This window comes from Streptomyces sp. NPDC059355, from assembly GCF_042752335.1.
GTDB lineage: Bacteria > Actinomycetota > Actinomycetes > Streptomycetales > Streptomycetaceae > Streptomyces.
On the sequence record NZ_JBHYXN010000031.1, the window covers coordinates 1 to 21,877 of the forward strand.

Consider the following 21,877-nt stretch of genomic DNA (forward strand, 5'->3'; position numbering starts at 1 on the left):
CGTTCGCGCAGTTTGCCGGCGTCGATGTACTCCTGGACGGAGGCCACGTGCAGGCGCAGGTTGTGCCTGGCCACGGCGCGGTCGCGGTAGTCGAGGACCTCGGGGAAGTTGTGCCCGGTGTCCACGTGCAGCAGCGTGAACGGCACCGGCGCGGGCGCGAACGCCTTGAGCGCCAGGTGCAGCATCACGATGGAGTCCTTGCCGCCGGAGAACAGGATCACCGGCTTCTCGAACTCGCCCGCGACCTCACGGAAGATGTGCACGGCCTCGGATTCGAGGGCGTCGAGATGGCTCAGCGCGAAGAGCGAGCCGGCCGCCTCCGCGGCCCGGACGGTCGTCGTCATGCCAGACCCCTTTCGGTGAGCAGTGCGTACAGGGCGGAGGCCGACTCCCGGACGCTCTGGGTGTGGGACTCGATGCGCAGGTCCGGGACCTCGGGTGCCTCGTACGGGTCGTCGATCCCGGTCAGACCGGAGATCTCGCCCGCCGCCTGCTTGGCGTACAGGCCCTTGACGTCACGTACGGAGCACACCTCGACCGGGGTGGCCACGTGCACCTCCAGGTAGGGGGTGGCGGCGCCGCGGTGCCGCTCGCGGACCGCCTCGCGGCTGTCGGCGAACGGGGCGATCACCGGGACCAGCACGAGCACGCCGTTGCGGGCCAGCACCTCGGCGACCATGCCGATCCGCTGCACGTTGGTGTTGCGGTCGTCCCGGGAGAAGCCGAGGTCGGCGGAGAGGAACTTGCGGATCTGGTCCCCGTCGAGGACCTCCACCCGCCGGTGCTCCCGGCGCAGCCGCCCGGCCAGCTCCTCGGCGATCGTCGTCTTGCCGGCGCTCGGCAGCCCGGTGAGCCACACGGTGGCCCCCGGCCAGCAGGTGCACCGCCGGGCCTCGGATTGCGGCCGGGCCTCGGATTGCGGCCGGGCCCCGGGCCGGGGCCGGGCGCCGGATTGCGGCGGGGCCGCGGGGAGGGTTGTCACGAGTGTCATCGGTCTGCTCACGCTCCTTCGGGGCGGAGGGTCAGGCGGTCCTTCGTCGCGGTGGTGACCGCGGACCGGCTCGAGGGCCAGGGGAGGGTCTCGCCCCTGCGCCACAGCTCCGTCTGGTCGTCGTAGTGGTCGTTGAAGGCGTGTCCGGAGGCGCCGGTCAGGTTGATCCAGCGCGAGGCGTCGAAGTCGGCGAAGTCCACGACCATCCGCATCGAGGGCACCCAGTTCACCTCGTAGCCCTTGGAGGCGTCCCAGCCGGTCGCGTCGACGGTCGCCGAACCGCCGCCGACCTGCACCGGCTCGTGGTTCAGCAGCCACTGCACGGGCGCGGGCCCGCCGGTGCCCAGGGTGTCGTTGCGCAGGGTCAGGGTGTGCAGGGCGCCCCACCGCCACTTCGCCGGATCGGCGCCGAGCCGGCCGGACAGCTCCTTCGCCGCGTCGTCCAGGGCGGCCCGCAGCACGTCGTCGCGGGTGCGCAGGCCCCGCGGGTCCTTCGTGTTGCGCCACCAGGGGTCGTCCGGCGAGGTCAGCAGCTTGCGGACGACGTCGTACCAGAGGCCGCCGCCGTCCACGTGCAGCTGCGCCTTGTTGCCGTCGAGCTCGTCGTAGAACGTCAGCTTCAGCAGGTTGCTCCACACCGCGTTGAAGTATGCGGCCGCCGCCGAGTCCGCGCCCTGTCCGAAATCCCAGCCGCGCAGCAGGTCCTGGGCGGAGCGGGCGTCCTTCCCGGGGGTGACCGCCAGCAGGTACGGGGTCAGGGCCGCCGCGTTCTCGTTGTGGTCGTCGAGCTGGATCCGCTGCATCGCCGCGGCGTCCAGCTTGCCCGCCTTCTCGATCAGCTGCGCGATCCGCTCGCTGCGGTAGCCGTCGCCCCAGTTGCGGGTCAGGTTGTACGGGTACTGCGGGCCGGCCGCCGCGTTGTTCGCGGTGACGATGTAGCCCGAAGCCGGGTCGAAGGAGCGCGGCAGGGCGTCGAAGGGCACGAAGCCCTGCCAGTCGTACTCGCCGGTCCAGCCCGGCACCGGCCAGCGGCCCTCGCCCTTGCCGCGCACCGGGATCCGGCCGGGCGCCTGGTAGCCGATGTGGCCCTGGCGGTCGGCGTAGACCAGGTTCTGGGCGGGGGAGGAGAACAGCGCCGCCGCGACCCGGAAGGAGTCCCAGTCCTTGGCGGTGTCCAGCTGGAACACCGCGTCCATCGTCCGGCCGGGGTCCAGGGCGCTCCACCGCATCGCGACCGCGTACTCGGCGCCGCCGCCGCTCTCGCGCTCCACGCCCGGGATCCGGCCCTCCGTGGCGAGCGTCTTCGCCTTGGGGAAGGCGTCGGAGATGAGGGGGCCGTGGACGGTGGAGCGGACGGTGACGGTGCGGTCGGGGCCGCCCGCGACCTTCAGGACCTCCTGGCGGGTCTCCAGCGGCCGCTGCTCGCCCTTGTAGCCGTACGTCGAGCCGGTGATGCGCTCCACGAACAGGTCGGTGTCGGCGGGCGCCAGGTTGGTCACGCCCCAGCCGATGTCGCCGTTGTGGCCGACGATCACCCCGGGCATCCCGGCGAATCCGAAGCCCGACACGTCGTACGGGCAGGCCGGGCCGGCCGTGTTGCAGTGCAGCCCGCCCTGGTACCAGACGCCCGGCATGGACGGGGACAGGTGCGGGTCGTTCGCGAGCAGCGGCTTGCCGGTCGTCGTGCGGCTCCCGGCCACCACCCACGAGTTGGAGCCGATGCCCGAACCGCGCGGCCCGAGCACCTTGTCGATCCCGGAGAGGGCGTCGGAGGCTCCGGCCATCGGCCCGTACGAGGCCGTCGTAGCGGCGGTCGCCGCGGTCGTGGTCGCGGACGCCGCCGGACCGGCCGGCGCCTCGGGCACGGTGCCCTGGCTGTCGCCCGGGGAGACGATGGGCCGCCAGCGGGAGAAGTCGTACGTGGGGAACAGGGAGTCGACCTGGGCGTCGGTCAGGGTCGCGGCGAGCAGTGCGTGCCGGACCTGGTCGGAGAGGGTCGCGTTGAGGTTCCACGCCATGGCCTTGAGCCAGGACACCGAGTCGGCGGGCGTCCAGGGCGCCGGGCTGTAGTCCAGACCGCCCAGCTTCAGCAGGGGGTACTCCACCCCCAGGTCCGCGCCCTTGTGGCCGGCCAGGTAGGAGTTCACCCCCGCCGCGTAGGCGTCGAGGTTGGCCCGCGACTGCGGGTCCAGCAGGGCGACCTCCTGCTCGGCGACCCGCCGCCAGCCCATCGTGCGGATCAGGGAGTCGGTCTCCACCTGGCTCTCGCCGAACAGCTCCGAGAGGCTGCCGGAGGTGATGTGCCGGCGGATGTCCATCTCCCAGAACCGGTCCTGGGCGTGCACGAAGCCCTGCGCGAGGAACAGGTCGTGCGGGTCGTCCGCGTAGATCTGGGGGACGCCCGAGCCGTCCCGGGCCACCGTCACCTTCCCGTGCAGGCCCGCCACGGTCAGCTCGCCCGACACCTGCGGGTACGAGGCCCGCACCATCCGGGTCGCCGCGAGGCCGGCCACACAGGCGACCGTCACCAGCAGCACCGCCAGGCACCAGGCGGTCACCCGCAGCCTGCGCCACCGGCGCGAGCCCCGCCGCGGCGCGGCTCCGGCGCCCGGCACCTCCTGCGGCCCGCCCTCCGGCGCGTGCTCGCCGGACCCCTCCTCACCCGGTGCGCCGGCCCGGGTCAGCGGATCCATCACATCGCTCATGTGAATCTCCTCGTGTGGAAACCGCGGCCTTGAGACCGGGCACGAAACGTGTTCAGAGGTCGGGTCCGCGTGGCGGAATCGGTCGAAGGGTTCTTGTCCAGGTGAAACGGGCATCGCTCTCCCGGCCGCTTGCCGGCGTGGGAGGCGTGGGTTCCGCCTTCGTGAGGCGGGCGTTCAAGTACCGCTTCCATCCGAGTGATGTGCAGGCAGCGGAGCTCTCGCGCACGTTCGTGTCCCTGCTGTGTGAGGACTCGCTGGTGACGCCGGTCACCGTCGACCGGTGGTTCCCCAGCACGAAGCCGTGCTCGCGCTGCGGCGCGCTCGACGCACGTCTTCCCCTGCACGTCCGCACCCGGACATGTGAGAACTGCGGCACGACCCATGACCGGGACGGGAACGCCGCATGCAGCCTTTTGGCCGCCGGGCTGGCGGTGACTGTCTGTGGAGACGGTGTAAGACCTCAACGGAAAACTCCGGGCGGGCGGTCGTCGGTGAAACAGAAACCCCAACGGGCAACCGCTGGAATCTCCCGCCTCTAGGCGGCAGAGGATGTCAAGTCGTCCGATCCCATTCCTGGGTGGACCTTTTGTGCCCCCCGACAGTCGCAGCCGCGCCGCCGGTGCATAAGCCGGGGAATCTCCCGACAGTCGATCCGCTATTCGTTCGCTACTGGCCGGCCGTCGGCCGGGGGGAGCGGCCCGGCAGCGGGCCGATAGCGGGCCGGGAGCGGCCCGCGGTTGAGTGGGGTCACCGGGGACGCCGCAGCGGCGGAACCGGTGCACTTCACCCTTGGTTTTTCCGGACACGAAGGCGGGGACATGCCGGCGACAGCGCTCTGGGCGGCACCACGATCACGTTCGACCGCGTTCTTCCGGTCGATGCTCCAGCACGGCGGCATCACCGCCCTGCACGAGCCGTTCTGCAACGTCGCGGACTTCGGGGAGACCGAGGTCGAGGGCGCCGTCGTCCGCTCCGAACGCGAGCTGATCGACGCGATCGGCGAACTCGCCCGCCACCGGCCGGTGTTCTTCAAGGACACCACCGACCACCGTTACGCCGAGGTCCTCGCCGACAAGGAGTTCCTCGCCGGGACCCGGCACACCTTCCTGCTGCGCCGCCCCGAGGAGATCGTCTCCTCCTTCTACGCCCTCCAGCCCGACATGGAGCTCTCGGACGTCGGCATGGAGGGCCTGTACGAGATGTACCTGGCCGTCCTCGCCGCCGGGGGCGAGCCGCCCGTGGTCGTCGACTCCGACGACCTGGTGGAGCGGCCGGCCGCCACGATGGCCGCGTACTGCGCCGCCGTCGGCATCCCCTTCCGCCCCGAAACGCTCAGCTGGGACGCCACCGCCCGCGGCGAATGGCAGCGCACGGACCGCTGGCACGTCGCCGTCGCCAACAGCACAGGCTTCTCCAAGAGCCGCACCGCCTACCGCCACACCCCGGAGAACAACCCGGAGCTGGCGCGCTTCGCCGCCCACCACCGCCCGTTCTACGAGTTCCTGTGGGACGCCCGCCTGCGAGTGGGCCAGGAGGCCCCCGCTCTGTGAGGAAGGCGACCGGTGGCCGGCTCTCAGGCCGACCACCGGCCGCCGGAAGGGTCAGATCACCGGCGGGCGGCCCAGCCGGGTCATGCGCCACACCGTCCGCCACCGCATGGGGCGTCGTGGCGGACAAGGGGTCCGCACTCCCTCGAAGAACCCGGCCCACCACGACTTCAGCCCCGCGAGCGGGGGGCGTTGGACGAGGGTGTAGGCCGCCCACGAGGCGAGGTACACCGGCACCAGGACGGCGGGCAGGTGACGCTTGGCCAGCCAGACCCGGTTGCGCGCCGTCATCCGGTAGTAGACCGCGTGGCGCGCCGGGGAGGTCTTCGGATGCCGGAGCACCAGAGCGGGCTCGTAGCGGACGTCCCAACCGCGGTCGACCGCCCGCCAGGCCAGGTCGGTCTCCTCGTGCGTGAAGAAGAACGCGTCCGGCCACCCCCCGGTCTCCTCCAGCATCGGCATCGACAGGGCATGTCCGCCGCCCAGGAACGTCGTCACCGGCCCAGGCCTCATCGGGTCACCCGCGCCCAGGCGGGGTACGTGCCGTTTCTGCGTCCGGCCGGCCTCGTCCGCGATCCGGAACGAGACGATGCCCAGCCGCCGGTCCGCCGCGTACAGGTCGCAGATCCGCCGCAGGACGTCCGCCTGGATCAACAGGCCGTCGTCGTCCAGGTCCACCAGGACATCGACGTCCCCGAACTCCCGCAGGAGGCGCCAGGCGACGTTCCGGCCGCCCGACACCCCCAGGTTCTCCTCCAGCTCCACTGCGGTCACACCCTCGGGCAGGCCCGTCAGGACCGTCCCGTTCCCGACCACCACGACCCGGGCGGCAGGTTCGTCCTGCTCGGCCACCGAGGCCAGCAGAGCCAGCAGCTCGGGCATCCGGTCACCCCTCGTCAGCACGGCGACACCCACACGCGGCCGGGTCACGCACACCACCACTTCCTTCGGACACCAGGTGAGAGGCGAGCGTACTGCCGGCCCGCGCACCGCGGGCCGGGCCCGTCCACGGATCAGAGGGCGGCGGCGGCCAGTGCGCGCCGGTCCACCTTGCCGTTGCGGGTCAGCGGGATCTCCTCCAGCACGACCACCCGCCCCGGCAGCATGTACACCGGCAGCACCGTGCGCAGGTGCGCGTGCACCTCCGCGAGCGACGGGGTGTCCGTACCGGTGACGAAGGCCGTCAGCACGGGCTCACCGCCCTGCGGGCGCACCAGGTCCACCACCGCGTCCTTGACCCGCGGATGCGTCAGCAGGACGTCCTCGACCTCGCCCGGCTCGATGCGGTGCCCGTGCAGCTTGATCTGGGTGTCGATGCGGCCCGCGAACTCCAGGCCGTCGTCCCCCTCCGTCCAGCGGACCAGATCGCCCGTCCGGTACAGCCGCGCGCCGTGCCCGCCGAAGGGGTCCGGTACGAACTTCAGCGCGGTCAGCCCCGGCCGGTTCAGGTAGCCCCGCGCCAGGCACACGCCGCCGATCAGCAGCTCGCCGAACCCGCCCGGCGGCTCCTCGCGCCCGTCCGGGCCCACCACGTGCGCCTCCAGGTTCGGCATCGCGTCCCCGATCAGCGGCTTGGGCCGGCCCAGCCGCGGCTCGTGCCGCTGCTCGGTGCAGGCCACGGTCGCCTCGGTGGGCCCGTACTGGTTGTTGACGACCCGCGTCGGCGAGGACCAGCGGTCCGCCTGGAAGCGGCTCAGCTGCTCCCCGCCCACGTTCAGCACCCGCAGCTGCGGCAGCTGCTCCGGGTCCAGCAGCGGCAGGATCGCCGTCGTGAACACCCCGATCGTGACGCCCTCGTCGCGCATCAGGGCGCCCAGCGCCCGCGGGTCGAGCAGGCTCAGCGACGAGCCCTGCACCAGGCAGGAGCCCGTGGTCAGAGCCCCGAAGATCTCCAGGACGCTCACGTCGAAGCAGGGCGTGGTCAGCTGCAGCCAGCGGTCGCCCGGCCCGATCGAGAACTGCCGGGCCATGTGCGAGGTCAGGTTGACCACGCCCCGGTGCGGCAGCAGGGTCCCCTTGGGACGGCCCGTCGACCCCGAGGTGTAGATGACGTACGCCAGCTGGTCCGGGTGCGCCGGCAGCTCGGGATCGGCCGCGGACAGCCCGGTCAGCATGTCCGCCGTGAACGGGTCGTCGAGGCAGACCGCCGCGGCCTCCTCGGGGACCTGCCCGGCCAGCGAGGTCGTGGTGACGACCAGCTCGCAGCCCGCGTCCCCCATCAGATAGCCCAGCCGGTCCAGGGGCTGCGCCGGGTCCATCGGCAGGTACGCCGCGCCCGCCTTGAGGATCGCGAGCATCGCCAGCGGCAGCCGCGGACCGCGCTCCATGAGGATGCCCACGACCGACTCCCGGCCCACGCCCATCCGGCGCAGGTGCGCCGCCAGCCGGTTGGCCCGCCCGTTCAGCTCCCCGTAACTCCACTGCTCGCCCTCGAAGCGCAGCGCGGGCGCCTCGGGGATCCGCCGCGCCCAGTCCTGCACGAGCTCGTGCAGGCATGCCTGTCCGTTCATCGCCGACCGCCTCCAGCATCCGTGTCCGTGTCCGTGTCCGCCGGCCCGGATCCGTCCCGGCCGGCCAGCAGTTCCTCCACCTCGTCCTCGCTGAGCTCGCCGATCTCCAGGGCCAGGCGCGCGATCGCCTCCACGTCCACGCCCTGGTCCCGGCCGGCCGCCTCCACGAGGGCCGCCTGGCTCTCCACGTCGGTGGCCGCGAAGACCTCCCGCAGGGGGATCTCCACCCCGAAGACCTCCGCGGTCAGCGCGGCGATCCGGGTCGCGGCCAGCGAGTAGCCGCCCAGCTCGAAGAACTCGTCCCGTACGCCCACCCCGTCGACGTGGAGCACGCTGCCCCACACCTCGGCGAGCAGCGACTCCACCGGGGTACGGGGGGCCAGCCGGCCGGTGTCCAGGGCGGGCCGGGCGCTGCCGACGGGCGGCAGGGCCCCCCGGTCGGCCTTGCCGCTGACCGCGAGCGGCAGCCGCTCCAGCGCCACGAAGTGCGCGGGCACCATGTGTTCGGGCAGGGTCCGGCGCAGCTGCCGGCGCAGATCGCCGACCGGCAGTTCCCCGCCGCCGTCCGGTACGCAGTACGCGGCGAGGGTGGTGTCGCCGGTCTCCGTCACCGCCTTGACGACAGCCTCCCGGATTCCGGGCAGGGCCGTCAGGGCCGCCTCGATCTCGCCGAGCTCGATGCGGAACCCGCGCACCTTGACCTGGTCGTCGATGCGGCCGAGGTAGTCCAGGCCGCCGCCGGCCGTCCAGCGGGCCAGGTCCCCGGTGCGGTACATCCGCCGCCCGGGCTCCCCGAAGGGGTCGGGCAGGAAGGCGCACGCGGTCAGCGCGGGCCTCCCGTGGTAGCCGCGGGCCAGCCCCGCGCCCGCCACGTACAGCTCGCCCGCCACCCCGACCGGCACCGGCCGCAGCGCGCGGTCCAGCACGTACGCACGGGAGTTGGCCATGGGCCGGCCGATCGGGACCGGGCCCGGGGCCAGCACCTCGCCGGGGCACACCCGCAGGGCCACGCAGCCGACGGTGGCCTCGGTGGGCCCGTACTCGTTGGTGACCACGGCGCCGGGGAAGCGCGTCCGCCACTGGTCCAGGACCTCGGAGGTGAGCATCTCGCCGCCGATGACCAGGTCCCCGGTGGGCGAGTACGCCTCGGGCAGCCCCAGCAGGATCGGCAGGTGGCTCGGGGTGACCTTCAGGAGGGACAGCCGCCCCTCCCCGCCCGGCAGTTCGTCGGTGCGGCCGTCGAGGCCGCCCAGCACGATCCGGCCGCCCGCGGTCAGCGGCCCCAGCAGGGTGGTCACCGACAGGTCGACGGAGACCGGCGAGTGCAGCAGCGCCGATCCGGCCAGGCCCGGGTAGTCCCGCCGGCAGGCCGCCAGGTAGTCGGCGAGCGCGCGGTGGCTGATCAGGACGCCCTTGGGCTTGCCCGTCGAGCCGGAGGTGTAGATGGCGTACGCGAGGTGGTCGGGCCGCAGCGGGGCCCGCCGGTCGGCGTCGGTGACGTCGCCCGCCGCGCAGCGGGCCAGCGCGGCCCGGGTGGCGGGCGCGTCCAGGTCGAGGCGCTCGGCCGAGCCCGTCGCCGCCGGGGGGACGGCCGTGGTGGTGACCACGGCCGAGGGCGCCGCGTCGGAGAGCAGGTATGCGATCCGGTCGGGCGGCAGCACGGGGTCCACCGGGACGTACGCGGCACCGGACTTGAGGACGGCCAGCGCGGCCGTCACCGTCCCGGCCGAGCGCGGCAGCATCAGCGCCACCGTGCGCTCGGGGCCCGCACCGCGCTCGATGAGCAGCCGGGCCAGCCGGTTCGCGGCCTCGTTGAGCTCGCCGTACGTGAGGGTGCCCGTGTCGCCGACCACGGCCGGGGCGTGCGGGTGGGCGGCCGCGCGGGCCTCGACCAGGGCCGGGGTGAGCTCCGCGGGGACCTCGGCGGCGGTCCGGTTCCACTCCGTGAGCAGGGTGTGCTCGTCCTCGGGGCGCAGCAGGGGCAGCTCCCCGATCCGGTCCCCGGGGCGGGCCGCGGCCGCGGCGAGGAGGGTCTCGTACTGGGTCCACATCCGGGCGACGGTGGCCTCGTCGAAGAGGTCGGTGCTGTAGTCGACGACCCCCTCGAAGCACTCCCCGGAGTCCCACAGCTGCACGTTGAGGTCCAGGTGGGTGGCCTTGCGGCGGACCGGGACGGTCGACAGCTCCAGACCGTCCAGCGCCACGGCCGGCAGCGGCGCGCTCTGCAGCAGGAACATCACCTGGGCCAGCGGCTGGTGGCTCAGGTCCCGCCGGGGCGCGAGCTCCTCGACGAGCCGGTCGAAGGGCAGGTCCTGGTGCTGCATGCCGTCCAGCACGGTCTCGCCGACCTGCGCGGCGAGTTCGGCGAAGCTGGGGTTCCCGGCGAGGGAGGCCCGCAGCAGCAGCACGTTGATGAAGCAGCCGATCACCTGCTCCACCTGCGGGGTGCGGTTGGCCACCCCGCTGCTGACGGTGACGTCCTCGCCGCCGGTCCAGCGGCCCACCGCCGCGTGGAAGGCGGCCAGCAGGGCGGTGAACGGGGTGACCCCGAGGGTGCGGGCCGCCTGCCGTACGGCGGCCGAGGTCCGCGGGGACAGCCGTACGGGCAGGGTCGCCCCGCGGAAGGACTGCACGGGCGGCCGCGGCCGGTCGGCGGGCAGCTCCAGCACCGGCTGCATCCCGGCGAGGCGCTCGCGCCAGTAGCCGAGCAGCTCCTCGGTCCGCTCCCCGTCGAGCTGCTCGCGGTGCCAGGCCGCGTAGTCGACGTACTGCACCTCCGGCTCGGGCAGTGCGGGCCGCCCGCCGGCCCGCAGCACCGGGTAGGCCGCGGCCAGTTCGCCGACGAAGATCCCGCAGGACCAGCTGTCGGAGACCAGGTGGTGCATGGTGACGGCCAGGACGTGGTCCTCGGCGCCGAGCCGCAGCAGCTCGACGCGCAGCAGCCGTCCCGTGAGGTCGAAGGGGCGGGCGGCGGCCTCGGCCACCAGCGCGGCCAGCGCGTCGGGGTCGGCCGCGGCCGCGTGGCCGGTCAGGTCCCGTACGGGCACCTCGACGAGGTGGCCCTCCTCGACGATCTGGCCGAGGACCCCCTCGACCGTGCGGAACACGGTGCGCAGCGATTCGTGGCGGCGCACCACTTCCCGGACGGCGCCGGTCAGGGCGAGGGTGTCGAGCGGTCCGCGCAGCCGCACCGCGAAGGGCACGTGATAGGCGGAGCCGCCCGGGTACAGCTGCTCGATGATCATGATCCGCTGTTGGGCGTGCGTCGCCGGGAACATGATCTGTTCGGGGTGCATCAGGGCCATCGGATTCTCCACGTACGTCATGAGCCGGTCTTCTGGCTGCCGATCCGGCGTGCGGCCCGCAGGGCCCGCAGCGCGTCCTTGCCGCCGCCCGGTGCCGCTCCGGGCACGGCACCCGGCGCGACGAGTCCGACCTGGCGGGTGCGGTCGATCCGGGTGATCCGGCCGGCGCCCGCGCCGCCCTGCCCCGCTGCCGCCTCCGCCGTGGCGAGGGTGTCCACGGCCGCGGCCAGGTGCTCCAGCGTCGGGGTCTCGAACATCACCCGCAGCGGCAGTTGCGCCCCCAGCGACTCCCGCACGCGCACCGCGAAGCGGGACATCAGCAGCGAGTGGGCGCCGTGGTCGAAGAGGTTGTCGGTGCGGCCGATCGCCCCGGTGCCGAGCAGCTCCGCGAGGATCCCCGCCAGCTCCCGCTCGGTCGCCGTGGCCGGCTCGGCGCCGGGCCCGTCCGCCTCCGGCGCGGGCGGCTTGAGCGCCGCCCGGTCCACTTTGCCGCTGGTGCCCAGGGGGAAGCCGTCCACCCACACGAAGCGCGCGGGCACCATGTAGGCGGGCAGCACCCGCGCCAGCTCCTCGCGCAGGGCGCGGGTGGTGCCCCGCTCGTCGAAGTCCGCGCCGCGCGGGTCGCGGCTCCCGCGGACGTACGCGATCAGCACCGCCGGGGCGTCCGGCGCGGCGCGGTGCACCACGGCCACGCCCTGGCTCAGCTCCGGCAGCCGGCTGAGCGCGGCGTCGATCTCGCCCAGTTCGATCCGGTGGCCGTTGACCTTGACCTGGTTGTCGACCCGCCCCAGCAGCTCGGTCCGGCCGTCGGCCGTGGTCCGCGCCAGGTCCCCGGTGCGGTACAGGCGGGCACCGGGGGTGTCCCCGTAGGGGTCCGGTACGAACTGCAGCGCGGTCAGGCCCGGCCGGCCCAGGTAGCCGCGGGCCAGCCCGGCGCCGCCGATCAGCAGCTCGCCGGCCGCTCCGGCGGGCACCGGTTCCAGCGCCGGGTCGAGCACGTACACCTGCGTGTTGGCTACGGGGGCGCCCAGCGGGGTGGCGGCCCCCGGCACCGCGGTGACCTGCGTGCCGGTCGACCACACGGTGGTCTCGGTCGGCCCGTACAGGTTCCACAGGGTTCCCGCGCCGAACGCCAGCAGCGTGCGGGCCAGCCCGGGGGAGAGGGCCTCGCCGCCGCTGGCCATCGCCAGCCCCGGGGTGCCGGTCCAGCCCGCCTCGCACAAGAGCCGCCAGGTGGCGGGGGTGGCCTGCATCGTCGAGAAGGCGCCGGAGTCCAGCCGCACCCGCAGCTGCTCCCCGCTGGCCGCGATCCTGCGCGCCGCGATGTGCGAGCAGCCGCCGGTGATCAGCGGGAGGTAGGCCTCCAGGGCGGAGATGTCGAAGGAGAAGGTGGTCACGGCCAGCAGCCGGCCGCCCTCGGCGGGCTTCAGCAGCCGGACCATGGCGGCCAGGAAGTTGGCCAGGGCGCCGTGCGGGACCTGCACCCCCTTGGGCCGCCCGGTCGAGCCGGAGGTGTACAGCAGGTAGGCCGCCTGGTCGGGGCGTACGCGAACGTCGGGCGGGGAGGCGGGCAGCGCGGCCAGCTCCCCGGCCAGCTCGTCGAGGACCAGCCGGACCGGGCCGTTCGCGGTCGTCCCGGTGGCCCCGGTCGTCCCGGTCGTCCCGGCCGTCTCCACCGACGTGTCGGTGATCACGATCCGGGCCCCGCTGTCGGCCAGCAGGTACGCGATCCGCTCGGACGGCAGGTGCGGGTCGACCGGCAGGTAGCTGCCGCCCGCCCGCAGCACCGCGAGCATCGCCACCACCATGGACTCGTCGTGCGGCAGCCGCACGGCCACGGTCTCCTCGGCCTGCAGCCCCCGCGAGAGCAGCAGCCGGGCGAGCCGGTTCACGGCCGCGTCCAGCTCCCGGTAGCTCAGCGTCCGGGTGTCGCGTACGCGGTCCGCGTCCGGGGCGGGCCCGGCCGCGCCGAGCGCGTACTCGGCGTCGTCGAAGGCCAGGGCGGGCGCGTCGGGCGTACGGGCGGCCTGCGCGGCCACCAGCTCGTGCACCGGGACGTCAGAAGTCCCCGGTACGGACGTGTCGTTGCGGCCGTGCAGGACGGCGGTCCGCTCGGCGGCGGGCATCAGCGGCAGCAGGGCGGAGGGGCGCTCCGGGTCCGCGGCGACGGCGTCCAGCAGGGCGCACAGCCCGGCGGTCATCCGCCCGGCCGTGGCGTCCTCGAACAGGGCGCGGTCGAACTGGAGCAGCCCGCTGAGCGTGCCGTCCACCTCGGCGAAGGTCAGCTGGAGGTCCATCTGGGCGTGCGGCTGGTCCAGGGCCACCGGCCGCATGTCCAGCCCGCCCAGGTCGAACCGGGAGGCCGGATCGCCCAGGACGAATGCCGCCAGGGGTCCCGACTGGAGCGTGAACAGGGCCTGCACGAGCGGGGTGCGGCTCGTGTCGCGCGCCACCCGGCTCCGCTCGACCAGCAGCGACAGCGGCATCGCGCCGTGCCGCAGGGCGGCCGGCACGCGCTGCGCGGCCCGCCGCAGCAGGGCGGTGAAGGACTCGCCCGGCCGCAGATCGGCGCGCAGCACCGCGGTGTTCAGGAACGGCCCGACCACCTCCGCCGTGTCGGCGTGCTCCCGGCCGTGGACGGGGGAGCCCACGAGCAGGCTCGCCTGCCCGGCCGTGCGGCCCAGCATCAGCTGGTACGCGGTCAGCAGGACGGTGTAGAGGGTGGTCCCCTCGGCGCGCGCGAGGGCGCCCAGCGCGGCGGCGGTACGCGGCTCCAGCCGGAAGCGCCGCGCCCCGGCCGGGGCGCGCCGGCGGGCCGGCCGTACGTGGTCGGCGGGCAGTTCCAGTACGGTCGGGGCGCCCGCCAGCTCGCGCTGCCAGAACTCCCACAGCCGCTCGCCCTCCGCCCCGGCGAGCCGTCCGGCCTGGCGGTGCACGGCCGCGCCGAACCCGGGCACGGCCTGCGCGTCGGGGGCGGGCCCGCCGGTCTCGGCCCGGTAGTGCGCGCCCAGCTCCCGCAGCAGGATCTCCAGGGACCACAGGTCGCAGACCAGGTGGTGCAGGGAGACGACCAGCCGGTGCCGGCCCGGTCCGCAGCGCAGCAGGGCCACCCGCAGCAGCGGGCCGGCCTCCACGTCGAAGGGCCGGTAGGCGAGCGCGGTCAGCTCGGCCCGCATCCGCTCCGCCGGCCAGGCGCTCGCGTCGGTCTCGGTGAACTCCGGCTCCAGTTCGGCGTGGACGCGCTGGACGGGGCCGTCACCGACCTCGGGGAAGGTGGTGCGCAGGGCCGCGTGGCGCCGTACGACCGACTCCAGCGCGCGGCGCAGCGCGGCCGTGTCCACCTCGCCGGAGAGCTCCGCGGCGGCGGCGAGGTGGTAGGCGGTGCTCTCGGGGTCCATCCGGTGCATGAACCACATGGCCCGCTGCCCGTGCGAGAGCTCGCCGTCACCGGGCGGGGTGTCGGCCGGCGGTGCGGGCGCCGTGCCCGATGCCCCGGCGTCCGCGGCGGCGATCGCGCCGGCCAGTTCGGCCAGGGTCAGCGAGAACGCCTCCTCCGGGCCGAGCTCGAGCCGGAACTCCCGCTGGAGCCGGTGCAGGAGCCGTACGGAGTCCAGGGAGTCCAGGCCCAGGGCCGCCGGGGAGGCGTCCTCGGGCACCTCCTCGGGCCGGGTCCGCAGCAGTACGGCCGCGGCCCGCCGCAGGTGGGCCAGGACCGCCTCGCGGTCACCGGCGGCCGGTACGGGCGGCTCCGCGGCCGCGTCCCCGGCCGCGGCGGGCGGCTGCTCCTCGTCGGCGTGGACGGCGGTCACCAGGAGTTCGCCCGCCAGGTAGGCGGCGCGGCAGGCGTGCCGGGCCACCTTGCCGCTGGAGGTACGCGGCAGGGAGGCCGTACGGATCAGGACCACGGCGTTCGGGCGCACCTCGTGCTGCTCGGCGACCTTGGCCTGTACGGCACGCGCCAGCTCCGCCGGGTCCGCCAGCCCGTGGCCGTGGATCAGCTCCTGGACGACGACCAGCTGCTCGCCGCCGTCTGCGCCGGTGACGGAGAAGGCGGCGCCGCCGTTGCCGCGCAGCGCGGGCGAGCAGCGCTCGGCGGTCAGCTCGATGTCCTGCGGGTAGTGGTTGCGGCCGCGGACGATGATCAGGTCCTTGCGGCGGCCCGTCACGTACAGCTCGCGCGCACCGCCCTCGCCGGAGAGGAAGCCGAGGTCGCCGGTGCGCAGGAAGCCGGTGCCGTCGCCGCCCTCGACGAGCGCGCCGAAGGTGTCGGCGACGGCGTCGGTGCGGTTGAAGTAGCCGCCCGCCACGCTCGGGCCGGCCACCCACACCTCGCCGACCTCCCCGTCGGCCACGGGGAGCCGGGTCTCGGGGTCGACGATCTCCAGCCGCTGCTCGGGCGGCAGCACCCCGGAGGCGACCAGTTCACCGGCCACGCCGGAGCCGGAGGGCGGCTCGCAGGTGCGGAAACCGGTCCCCGCGGGGCCGCCCGTCACCAGCAGGGAGCCCTCGGCCAGCCCGTAGCAGGGCAGGAAGGCCTCGGGGCGGAAGCCGGAGACGGCGAAGGCCTCGGCGAAGCGGTGCAGCGAGGCCGGGCGGACGGGCTCGGCGCCGTTGTACGCGACCTGCCAGGACGACAGGTCCAGCGCGGCCCGCTGCTCCTCGGTGGTGCGCTCGACGGCCAGGTCGTAGGCGAAGTTGGGGCCGCCGGTGACGGTCGCCCGCTCCTGCGCGACCACGCCCAGCCAGCGCAGCGGGTCGCGGGCGAAGGTGCTCGGCGCCATCAGCGACATCGTGCCGCCCGCCCGGACCGTGCCCATGACCGAGCCGATCAGGCCCATGTCGTGGTACATCGGCAGCCACGACACCCCGCGCATCCCCGCGTCCAGCCCGAAGACCCGGCCGATCATCGCGGTGTTGTGCAGCAGGTTGCCGTGGCTGAGGACGACGCCGCGCGGCGTCGAGGTGGAGCCGGAGGTGTACTGGAGGAAGGCCGTGGCGTCCTCGCCGATGCGCGGGGCGTGCCAGGCCGGCGCGTCCTCGGCGCTCATCGCGTCGGTCGCCACCAGCCGCAGCGGCGGCACCCCGTCGGCGGAGGCCAGGCGCGGCGCGAGCCGGTCGCGGATCACCGCCGTCGTCAGTGCCGTGTCCGCGCCGCTGTCGCGCACGATCGCGGCGAGCCGCTCGGTCGAGCGGACACCCCGGCTCGGCGGATACGCGGGGACCGCGACGACCCCCGCGTACAGGCAGCCGAAGAAGGCAGCCACGTAGTCCAGTCCGGCGGGGAACAGCAGGACGGCACTGCGCCCGGCAAGTCCCAGGTCCGCGAGGTGCGCCGCGACGGCCCGGGCGCGGGCGTCGAGCCCGGCCCAGTCGAGGTGTTCGGGCTCGCCCGGCTCCTCGGAGTGGAAGCGGAAGGCCGTCGCGTGCGGGCGCTCCTGTGCCGTACCGGAAAGTACGTCTCGCCAGTTCATGTTACGACCTCACCTCGATCACACCGTGGTCAACGGTGCACACCTTGGCCCAGCCGCCGTCCCCGCCTCGATCGGGGCTTTCCCCGACTGCCCCGCGCGGGCGGGGCCTGTGAGAGTCCGTCAGGGTGCCCGGACCCCGGTCTCCCGCAGTCCGCCGTCAACGGCGCCTCGGAGCCACCGCGTCAACGGCGTTAACGCCGTTAACGCCGTTAACGCGGTCACCGCGGAGGGCGCCGAGAACCCGTGGAAAGGTCACCATGACGAGCACCGAGCCACGCACGGAGCCACGCACCGAGCCCGGCACCGGGCCGGCCCGCCCCCGCCACCCGCTGCGCACCACCCGCGACTACCGGGCCCTGTGGGTCGGGGACGCCGTCTCCCAGTTCGGCTCCAAGATCACGGAATTCGTGCTGCCGCTGCTGATGGTCACCGGCCTGCACGCGACCGGCACCCAGGTCGGCCTGCTCCAGACCCTCTACATGGCGCCGTTCTTCCTGCTGCCGCTGTTCGCCGGGGTCTGGCTGGACCGCCGCCCCGCCCGCCCCGTGATGATCGCCGCCGACCTCGCCCGCTTCGCCCTCGTGCTGGCCGTCCCCGTCCTCGCGCTGCAGGGCGGGCTCGCGATGTGGCACGTCTGGCTGATCGCCCTGCTCGGCGGCTCCCTGAGCGCGGTCTACGACATCGCCGCCACCGCCTACCTGCCGCGGCTGCTGCCCGCCGCCCAGCTCCCCGCCGCCAACAGCCTGGTGACGGCCAACCAGGCCGTCGGCGGCACCGCCGGGCCCGGCCTCGCCGGCTGGCTCGCCGCGCTCTTCGGCCCCGCCGCCACCCTCGTCTTCGACGCCCTGTCCTACCTGGCCTCCGCCAGCGCCCTGATGCTCGTACGCCACCGAGAGAAGACCGTCCGGTCCGCCGCCCCGCGCGACCTGCGCCGGGAGCTCCGGGAAGGGCTGCGCTCGGTCCTGGACAATCCGCCGCTGCGCGCCGTCGCCGTCCACGCGGGCATCTACAACGCGGGCATCGCCCTGCTGAACCTGGCCTTCCTGATGCGCTTCGTCCGCGAACTCGGCCACGACAGCGCCGACTTCGGGCTCGTCATGGTGGCCGGCGGGCTCGGCGCCGTCGCCGGGGCGCTCACCGCCCCGCTGCTGCTGCGCCGCCTCGGCTTCGGGCCGGCCTTCCTGACCGTCCTGGTCTTCTCGACCATGCCGTACCTGCTGCTGCTCACCGCCGACGGCGGCGGCGCCGACCTGCCCGTGAGCGCACTCGCCTACCTGCTGGGCACCGGAGGCGCCTCCGCGGGCAGCGTGATCGCGGTGACCATGCGGCAGCGGCTGACCGCCCCGCACCTGTACGCCCGGATGACCGCGACCTACCGGATCATCAGCTTCGGGATGCTCACGCTGGGCACCACCTGCGCCGGGCTGCTCACCCAGTACGCGGGGGCCCGTACCGCCCTCGCCGTCGCACCGGTCCTGCTGCTGCTCTCGGTCGCGCCGATCGCAGGCCGTTCCGTACGCACCCTGCGCACCGTCCCGGATCAGGCCGCGGAGGTGGCTTCCGCCTCCTGAGGGCGGTGCACGGAGTCGAACACGGGGATCTTCCGCACCTCGCCGAGGTAGGGGGTCCCCTCCGTGTATCCGGTGCCGCTGCGGCTGCCCAGCATCCGTACGGCGAGCCGGTAGTGGGTCTGGCGCCAGCGGCGCAGCGCGGAGGCGAACTCCTCCATGGCGGCGGCCGCCGGGAGCACGCGGCCGCGGTCGCCGAACGGCCCCGACAGGGCGTCCGCGTACGCGTCGTCCAGGGTCCGCTGGCCGGCCAGCACCTGCTCGCGGACCTCGGGCACGGAGCGGTAGGCGTGCGAGTGGAGCCGTTCGGCGTCGGGGGTCCGGCACAGGGACTCCACCAGCTTGTACGAGCGCGACTGGATGGCGCTCGCCCCCTCGGTGAACTCCCGGAAGACCCGGAAGGCCTCGGCCTGCATGGTGGCGAGCAGCGAGAACAGCGGCGCGGACTCCGTCAGGGCCGTCGCCGCGCGGCGCAGCCGGTCCGCGGCGGCGGGCCCGTGGCCCGCGTCGAGGGCCCCGATCGCCGCCCGCAGCTCGGCCGCCAGCAGGGTGAAGGTGGCCTCGAAGGCCTGGAGCACGCGGATGAACAGGTACTCGTCGTGCGTGACGTGCACCGGCAGCATGCTCAGCTCCAGCACCAGCCGTTCCCGCCCGGTCATCGACGCGTCGGACGTCTCCCACAGCCGGCGCGCCGCCTTCTCGGGCTCCTCGCCCGGTACGGGGCCGGGCAGCCCCAGCCGGGCCAGCGCGGGGGCGGCCACCCGCAGCGCCAGCCGGTGGCGCTTGCCGACCAGCAGCGGGGACGGGCGCAGCTGCGGCAGCAGGGCGGTCTCCCCGGCCACGGCGGCCAGTTCGAAGCGGGCGAGGTCGCCGAGGAGGTGCACGACGAGCCGGTCGCGGTGTGCGCGTATCTCCTCCGGGGCGGCCCCGGCGGGCGGGGCCAGCAGGGACAGCGCGGTGTAGGTGGGGTAGTCGTAGCGGCCGTCGTACTTGTCGAGGGCGGTGTCCAGGAACCGGTCGAGCACCTCGCGCGCGGCCTCCTGCCCGGCTCCGGCCGGGGCGGGCGCTGTGGTCAGCTTCCCGCGCGCCCGGTCCAGCAGGGCCAGCAGCGGGTCGGAGACGAAGTGCTTGCCGCCCTCCCGGTAGGCCGCGACCACGCCGGCGTAGGGGAAACGGTCCGGCTCGGGCGCTGCGAGCCAGTCGGTGAGCGCTTTCATTTGCGGTCTTTCTCCTCGGGAAGGGGGGCCGCCGGGCAGGGAGCCGCCGGGGGCGCGGTCGGAGCGGCCGGGGCGGCGTCGCCCATCGGGCCGGTGCGGGTGAGCTCGGTGCGCACGAGCCACAGGCGCGGGAAGAACTGGTGGCCGATCAGCTTGGTGAGCACGCCGATGGGGATGCCCTTGGTGCCCAGGACGTCCTCGCCCAGCAGGCGGAGCGCCATCTTGCAGTGCTCCACCCGCCACAGGGAGATCCCCTCGTCCCAGCCGATCAGGGCCTCGGCCAGGCGGTGCACGGGGGTGTCGGGCTGCGTGCGGTAAACCTCGGCGAGGTCGATGCCCCGCTCCTCGACGGCGCGGTCGAAGGCCTCGCCGAGCAGCGCGGTGGCGCGGCGGGCGGCCGCCCAGCCGGGGGACTCGAAGCCGGAGCCGTGGCCCAGGATGGTGCGGATGGTCTGGAAGTCCCAGGGCGAGAGCCGGCGCATCATCTCCAGCTGGTCGGTGGCCAGCCGCACGCCGAGCCGGGCCCGCTCCAGCAGCCGTACGGCCGTGTCGAAGGAGCCCTCGCCGATCAGCCGGGTGCTGTCGGTGAGTTCCTGGCAGGCGAGCTTGAGCCACAGCTCGGTGGACTGGTGCACCACCTGGAAGAGCAGCTCGTCGCGGTGGATGACCTCCTCCGGGCGGCGCTGGAGGGACAGCAGGGTGTCGGTCCGCATGTAGCGGGCGTAGTCCGTGTCCCCCGTTCCGGGCAGCACCGGTACGGAGTAGTCCTTGCCGGCGGGTGCGGCCCCCGCCTCGGGTTCGGTGGTCTGGGTGGTCACGGGGTTTCTCCTGTCAGGCGGCCGCGGGCGCGGCGGTGGTGCGGTGCCCGGCCGCCGCGGCGGCGGCCTCGGTGTGGGCGATGACCTCGCGGATGGTGTGCTGGCCGAGCATCCGGTCCAGGGGAAGTTCCAGCCCCTGCTCCCGGGCGGCGGTCACGATCCGCACGGCCCGCATCGAGTTCCCTCCCAGGGCGTAGAACTCGTCGTGGACGCCGACCTCGGAGACCTCCAGCACCTCGCGCCACAGCGCGACCAGCAGGTGCTCGCCGGGGGTCTGCGGCTTACCGCCGCCGGCCGGAAGGGCCGCGGGGGCCTCCTTGCGGGCCTCGTCGGCCTCGTCGGGCGCCTGGGCACCGCCCGCGGCCGGGCGGGCGTCGGCCACCGGGCAGGGCAGCGCCGACAGGGGGGTGCCGGGGGCCGCGGAGGCGGCCCGCAGCACCGCGGAAAGCGAGCGGGCCACGAGGGCGGCGGTCTCGGCGGCGAAGAGGTCCGCGGACAGGGACACGTGCCCGGTGACCGCGTCGCCCTGCTCCACCAGGTCCGCGACCGCGTCGAACTGCAGCGCGGTGTCGGGGAGTTCTACGGGCTCCAGCGTCACACCGGTGATCGGGGCGAGGCCCAGCGGTACGGACTGCTGCACGTTCAGCAGCGTCTGCGCCAGTGGCAGCCGGCCGGCCCGCCGGTCCGGGTGCGCCCGCTCCACCATCAGCTCGAACGGGACGTCCGCCCGGGAGTACGCCTCCACGCACCGGTCCCGGACCTGGGCCAGCAGCTCGCCGAAGGACGGGTTCCCGGACAGGTCGACGCGGATCGGGAGCGTGTTCACGAAGAACCCGACCAGCGGTTCGAGGTCCACCTCGGGCCGCCCGGCCACGGGCAGGCCCACCACCAGGTCGTTCTGCCCGCTCCACCGCGACAGCACCACCGCGTACGCGGCCAGGGCCACCATGGAGGCGGTCACCCCGCCGCCGGGGGCGGTCAGCCGCAGCTGGCGCACCACCGGCGCCGCCACCTTCACCGGCGCCGACACCGCCGACCACGCCCGTACGGCGGGACGCGGCAGGTCCGCGGGCAGCCGCAGCTCGCGCACCCCGGCGAGCCGCCCGCCCCAGTACGCCAGCTGCTCCTCCAGGGCGCCGGAGGCCACCTGCTCGCGCAGCCAGACGGCGTAGTCCGCGTACTGGAGGGGCAGTTCCTCCAGCTGGTGCGCGGCGTCGTGCAGGCAGGGCTCGTACAGGGCCGTCAGCTCGCGCAGCAGCACCCCCAGCGACATGCCGTCGCAGACGCTGTGGTGGACGAGCGCCAGCAGTACGTGGTCGTCCTCGGCCAGCCGCAGCAGCGTGCAGCGCAGCAGCGGGCCGCAGGCCAGGTCGAAGGGCTCCCGGCTCAGCTCCGCGGCCAGGGCCACGGCCGCCTCCAGGCCGCCGGGCACCTCCACGACGGGCAGGGACACCGGGCCGGGGGCCCGCACCACCTGTGCGATGTCGTTGCCGTCCAGCCGCAGCACGCTGCGCAGCACCTCGTGCCGGGCGACCACCTCGGTCAGGGCCCGCTCCAGCGCCCCGGGGTCCAGCGGGCCGCGCAGCCGCAGGGCGGCACGCATCGTGTAGAGGGCGGTCCCGCTGCCCGCCTGCTCCAGCAGCCACATCCGCTTCTGTCCGAACGAGGCGGGCAGGGAGAACAGTTCCTCGGACATCTCGGGCTGGGCCGTCTCGGTCCGGGCCGTCTCGGTCTGGGTCATGTCA

Annotated in this window: 12 protein-coding genes and 1 pseudogene; 3 read left to right on the plus strand and 10 right to left on the minus strand. The window is 74.4% G+C overall.

The genetic code is table 11. The annotated features are described in order from the left end of the window. The 3 genes from ACFXGI_RS26160 to ACFXGI_RS26170 all read right to left on the minus strand — a co-directional run. On the minus strand, positions 1–344 hold a 344-nt coding region (locus tag ACFXGI_RS26160; RefSeq protein WP_384711254.1), incomplete at its 3' end, for a phosphoadenosine phosphosulfate reductase family protein. After that, complete coding sequence (gene cysC / locus ACFXGI_RS26165; protein WP_384711439.1) at positions 341–982, minus strand: adenylyl-sulfate kinase; 642 nt, start codon at positions 980–982, stop codon at positions 341–343. The genes cysC and ACFXGI_RS26160, both read right to left, overlap by 4 nt. A gap of 17 nt (positions 983–999) precedes the next feature. Further along, a complete protein-coding gene (locus tag ACFXGI_RS26170) occupies positions 1,000–3,696 on the minus strand; it encodes a penicillin acylase family protein (protein WP_384711257.1) in 2,697 nt (898 codons plus the stop codon). Between the two features lie 266 nt (positions 3,697–3,962). On the opposite strand from ACFXGI_RS26170, the pseudogene ACFXGI_RS26175 reads away from it, so the two are divergent. Both ACFXGI_RS26175 and ACFXGI_RS26180 read left to right on the plus strand, forming a co-directional pair. Continuing rightward, positions 3,963–4,235: pseudogene (locus ACFXGI_RS26175) on the plus strand (zinc ribbon domain-containing protein); the annotation flags it as partial. 279 nt (positions 4,236–4,514) lie between these two features. Beyond that, positions 4,515–5,246, plus strand: a complete 732-nt coding sequence (locus ACFXGI_RS26180; protein WP_384711260.1) for a sulfotransferase family protein — start codon at positions 4,515–4,517, stop codon at positions 5,244–5,246. Between the two features lie 51 nt (positions 5,247–5,297). Here the strand turns inward: ACFXGI_RS26180 and ACFXGI_RS26185 are convergent, their stop codons facing one another. From ACFXGI_RS26185 to ACFXGI_RS26200, 4 genes are all read right to left on the minus strand, one after another. Further along, a complete protein-coding gene (locus ACFXGI_RS26185; protein WP_384711262.1) occupies positions 5,298–6,173 on the minus strand; it encodes a glycosyltransferase family 2 protein in 876 nt (291 codons plus the stop codon). Between the two features lie 83 nt (positions 6,174–6,256). After that, positions 6,257–7,753 (minus strand): amino acid adenylation domain-containing protein, encoded by a 1,497-nt coding sequence (locus tag ACFXGI_RS26190; RefSeq protein ID WP_384711265.1) that lies wholly within the window; start codon positions 7,751–7,753, stop codon positions 6,257–6,259. Next, positions 7,750–11,079 carry an amino acid adenylation domain-containing protein gene (locus ACFXGI_RS26195; protein ID WP_384711268.1) on the minus strand — a complete coding sequence of 1,110 codons (3,330 nt, stop codon included), beginning with the start codon at positions 11,077–11,079 and terminating at the stop codon, positions 7,750–7,752. The genes ACFXGI_RS26190 and ACFXGI_RS26195 overlap by 4 nt, the downstream gene beginning before the upstream one ends. Continuing rightward, positions 11,076–16,529, minus strand: coding sequence for an amino acid adenylation domain-containing protein (locus tag ACFXGI_RS26200; RefSeq protein ID WP_384711271.1), 5,454 nt, complete (start codon positions 16,527–16,529; stop codon positions 11,076–11,078). Before ACFXGI_RS26200 ends, ACFXGI_RS26195 begins: the two co-directional genes overlap by 4 nt. A gap of 257 nt (positions 16,530–16,786) precedes the next feature. On the opposite strand from ACFXGI_RS26200, the gene ACFXGI_RS26205 reads away from it, so the two are divergent. Further along, positions 16,787–18,100 carry an MFS transporter gene (locus ACFXGI_RS26205; protein WP_384711274.1) on the plus strand — a complete coding sequence of 438 codons (1,314 nt, stop codon included), beginning with the start codon at positions 16,787–16,789 and terminating at the stop codon, positions 18,098–18,100. Here the strand turns inward: ACFXGI_RS26205 and ACFXGI_RS26210 are convergent. The 3 genes from ACFXGI_RS26210 to ACFXGI_RS26220 are packed head-to-tail and all read right to left on the minus strand — an operon-like array spanning position 18,070 to position 21,873. Continuing rightward, positions 18,070–19,314 carry a tryptophan 2,3-dioxygenase family protein gene (locus tag ACFXGI_RS26210; RefSeq protein ID WP_384711277.1) on the minus strand — a complete coding sequence of 415 codons (1,245 nt, stop codon included), beginning with the start codon at positions 19,312–19,314 and terminating at the stop codon, positions 18,070–18,072. The genes ACFXGI_RS26205 and ACFXGI_RS26210 overlap by 31 nt on opposite strands. Then, complete coding sequence (locus ACFXGI_RS26215) at positions 19,311–20,132, minus strand: tryptophan 2,3-dioxygenase family protein (protein ID WP_384711280.1); 822 nt, start codon at positions 20,130–20,132, stop codon at positions 19,311–19,313. The genes ACFXGI_RS26210 and ACFXGI_RS26215 overlap by 4 nt, the downstream gene beginning before the upstream one ends. A gap of 13 nt (positions 20,133–20,145) precedes the next feature. Further along, complete coding sequence (locus ACFXGI_RS26220; protein ID WP_384711283.1) at positions 20,146–21,873, minus strand: condensation domain-containing protein; 1,728 nt, start codon at positions 21,871–21,873, stop codon at positions 20,146–20,148. Between the last annotated feature and the right edge of the window lie 4 nt (positions 21,874–21,877).

What these genes read in the sequence shown, in the direction of transcription:
- ACFXGI_RS26170 (WP_384711257.1), bottom strand. Translation starts at nt 3,696, where the DNA reads ATGAGCGATGTGATGGATCCGCTGACCCGGGCCGGCGCACCGGGTGAG.
- ACFXGI_RS26180 (WP_384711260.1), top strand. Translation starts at nt 4,515, where the DNA reads ATGCCGGCGACAGCGCTCTGGGCGGCACCACGATCACGTTCGACCGCG.
- ACFXGI_RS26190 (WP_384711265.1), bottom strand. Translation starts at nt 7,753, where the DNA reads ATGAACGGACAGGCATGCCTGCACGAGCTCGTGCAGGACTGGGCGCGG.
- ACFXGI_RS26195 (WP_384711268.1), bottom strand. Translation starts at nt 11,079, where the DNA reads ATGACGTACGTGGAGAATCCGATGGCCCTGATGCACCCCGAACAGATC.
- ACFXGI_RS26200 (WP_384711271.1), bottom strand. Translation starts at nt 16,529, where the DNA reads ATGAACTGGCGAGACGTACTTTCCGGTACGGCACAGGAGCGCCCGCAC.
- ACFXGI_RS26205 (WP_384711274.1), top strand. Translation starts at nt 16,787, where the DNA reads ATGACGAGCACCGAGCCACGCACGGAGCCACGCACCGAGCCCGGCACC.
- ACFXGI_RS26210 (WP_384711277.1), bottom strand. Translation starts at nt 19,314, where the DNA reads ATGAAAGCGCTCACCGACTGGCTCGCAGCGCCCGAGCCGGACCGTTTC.
- ACFXGI_RS26220 (WP_384711283.1), bottom strand. Translation starts at nt 21,873, where the DNA reads ATGACCCAGACCGAGACGGCCCGGACCGAGACGGCCCAGCCCGAGATG.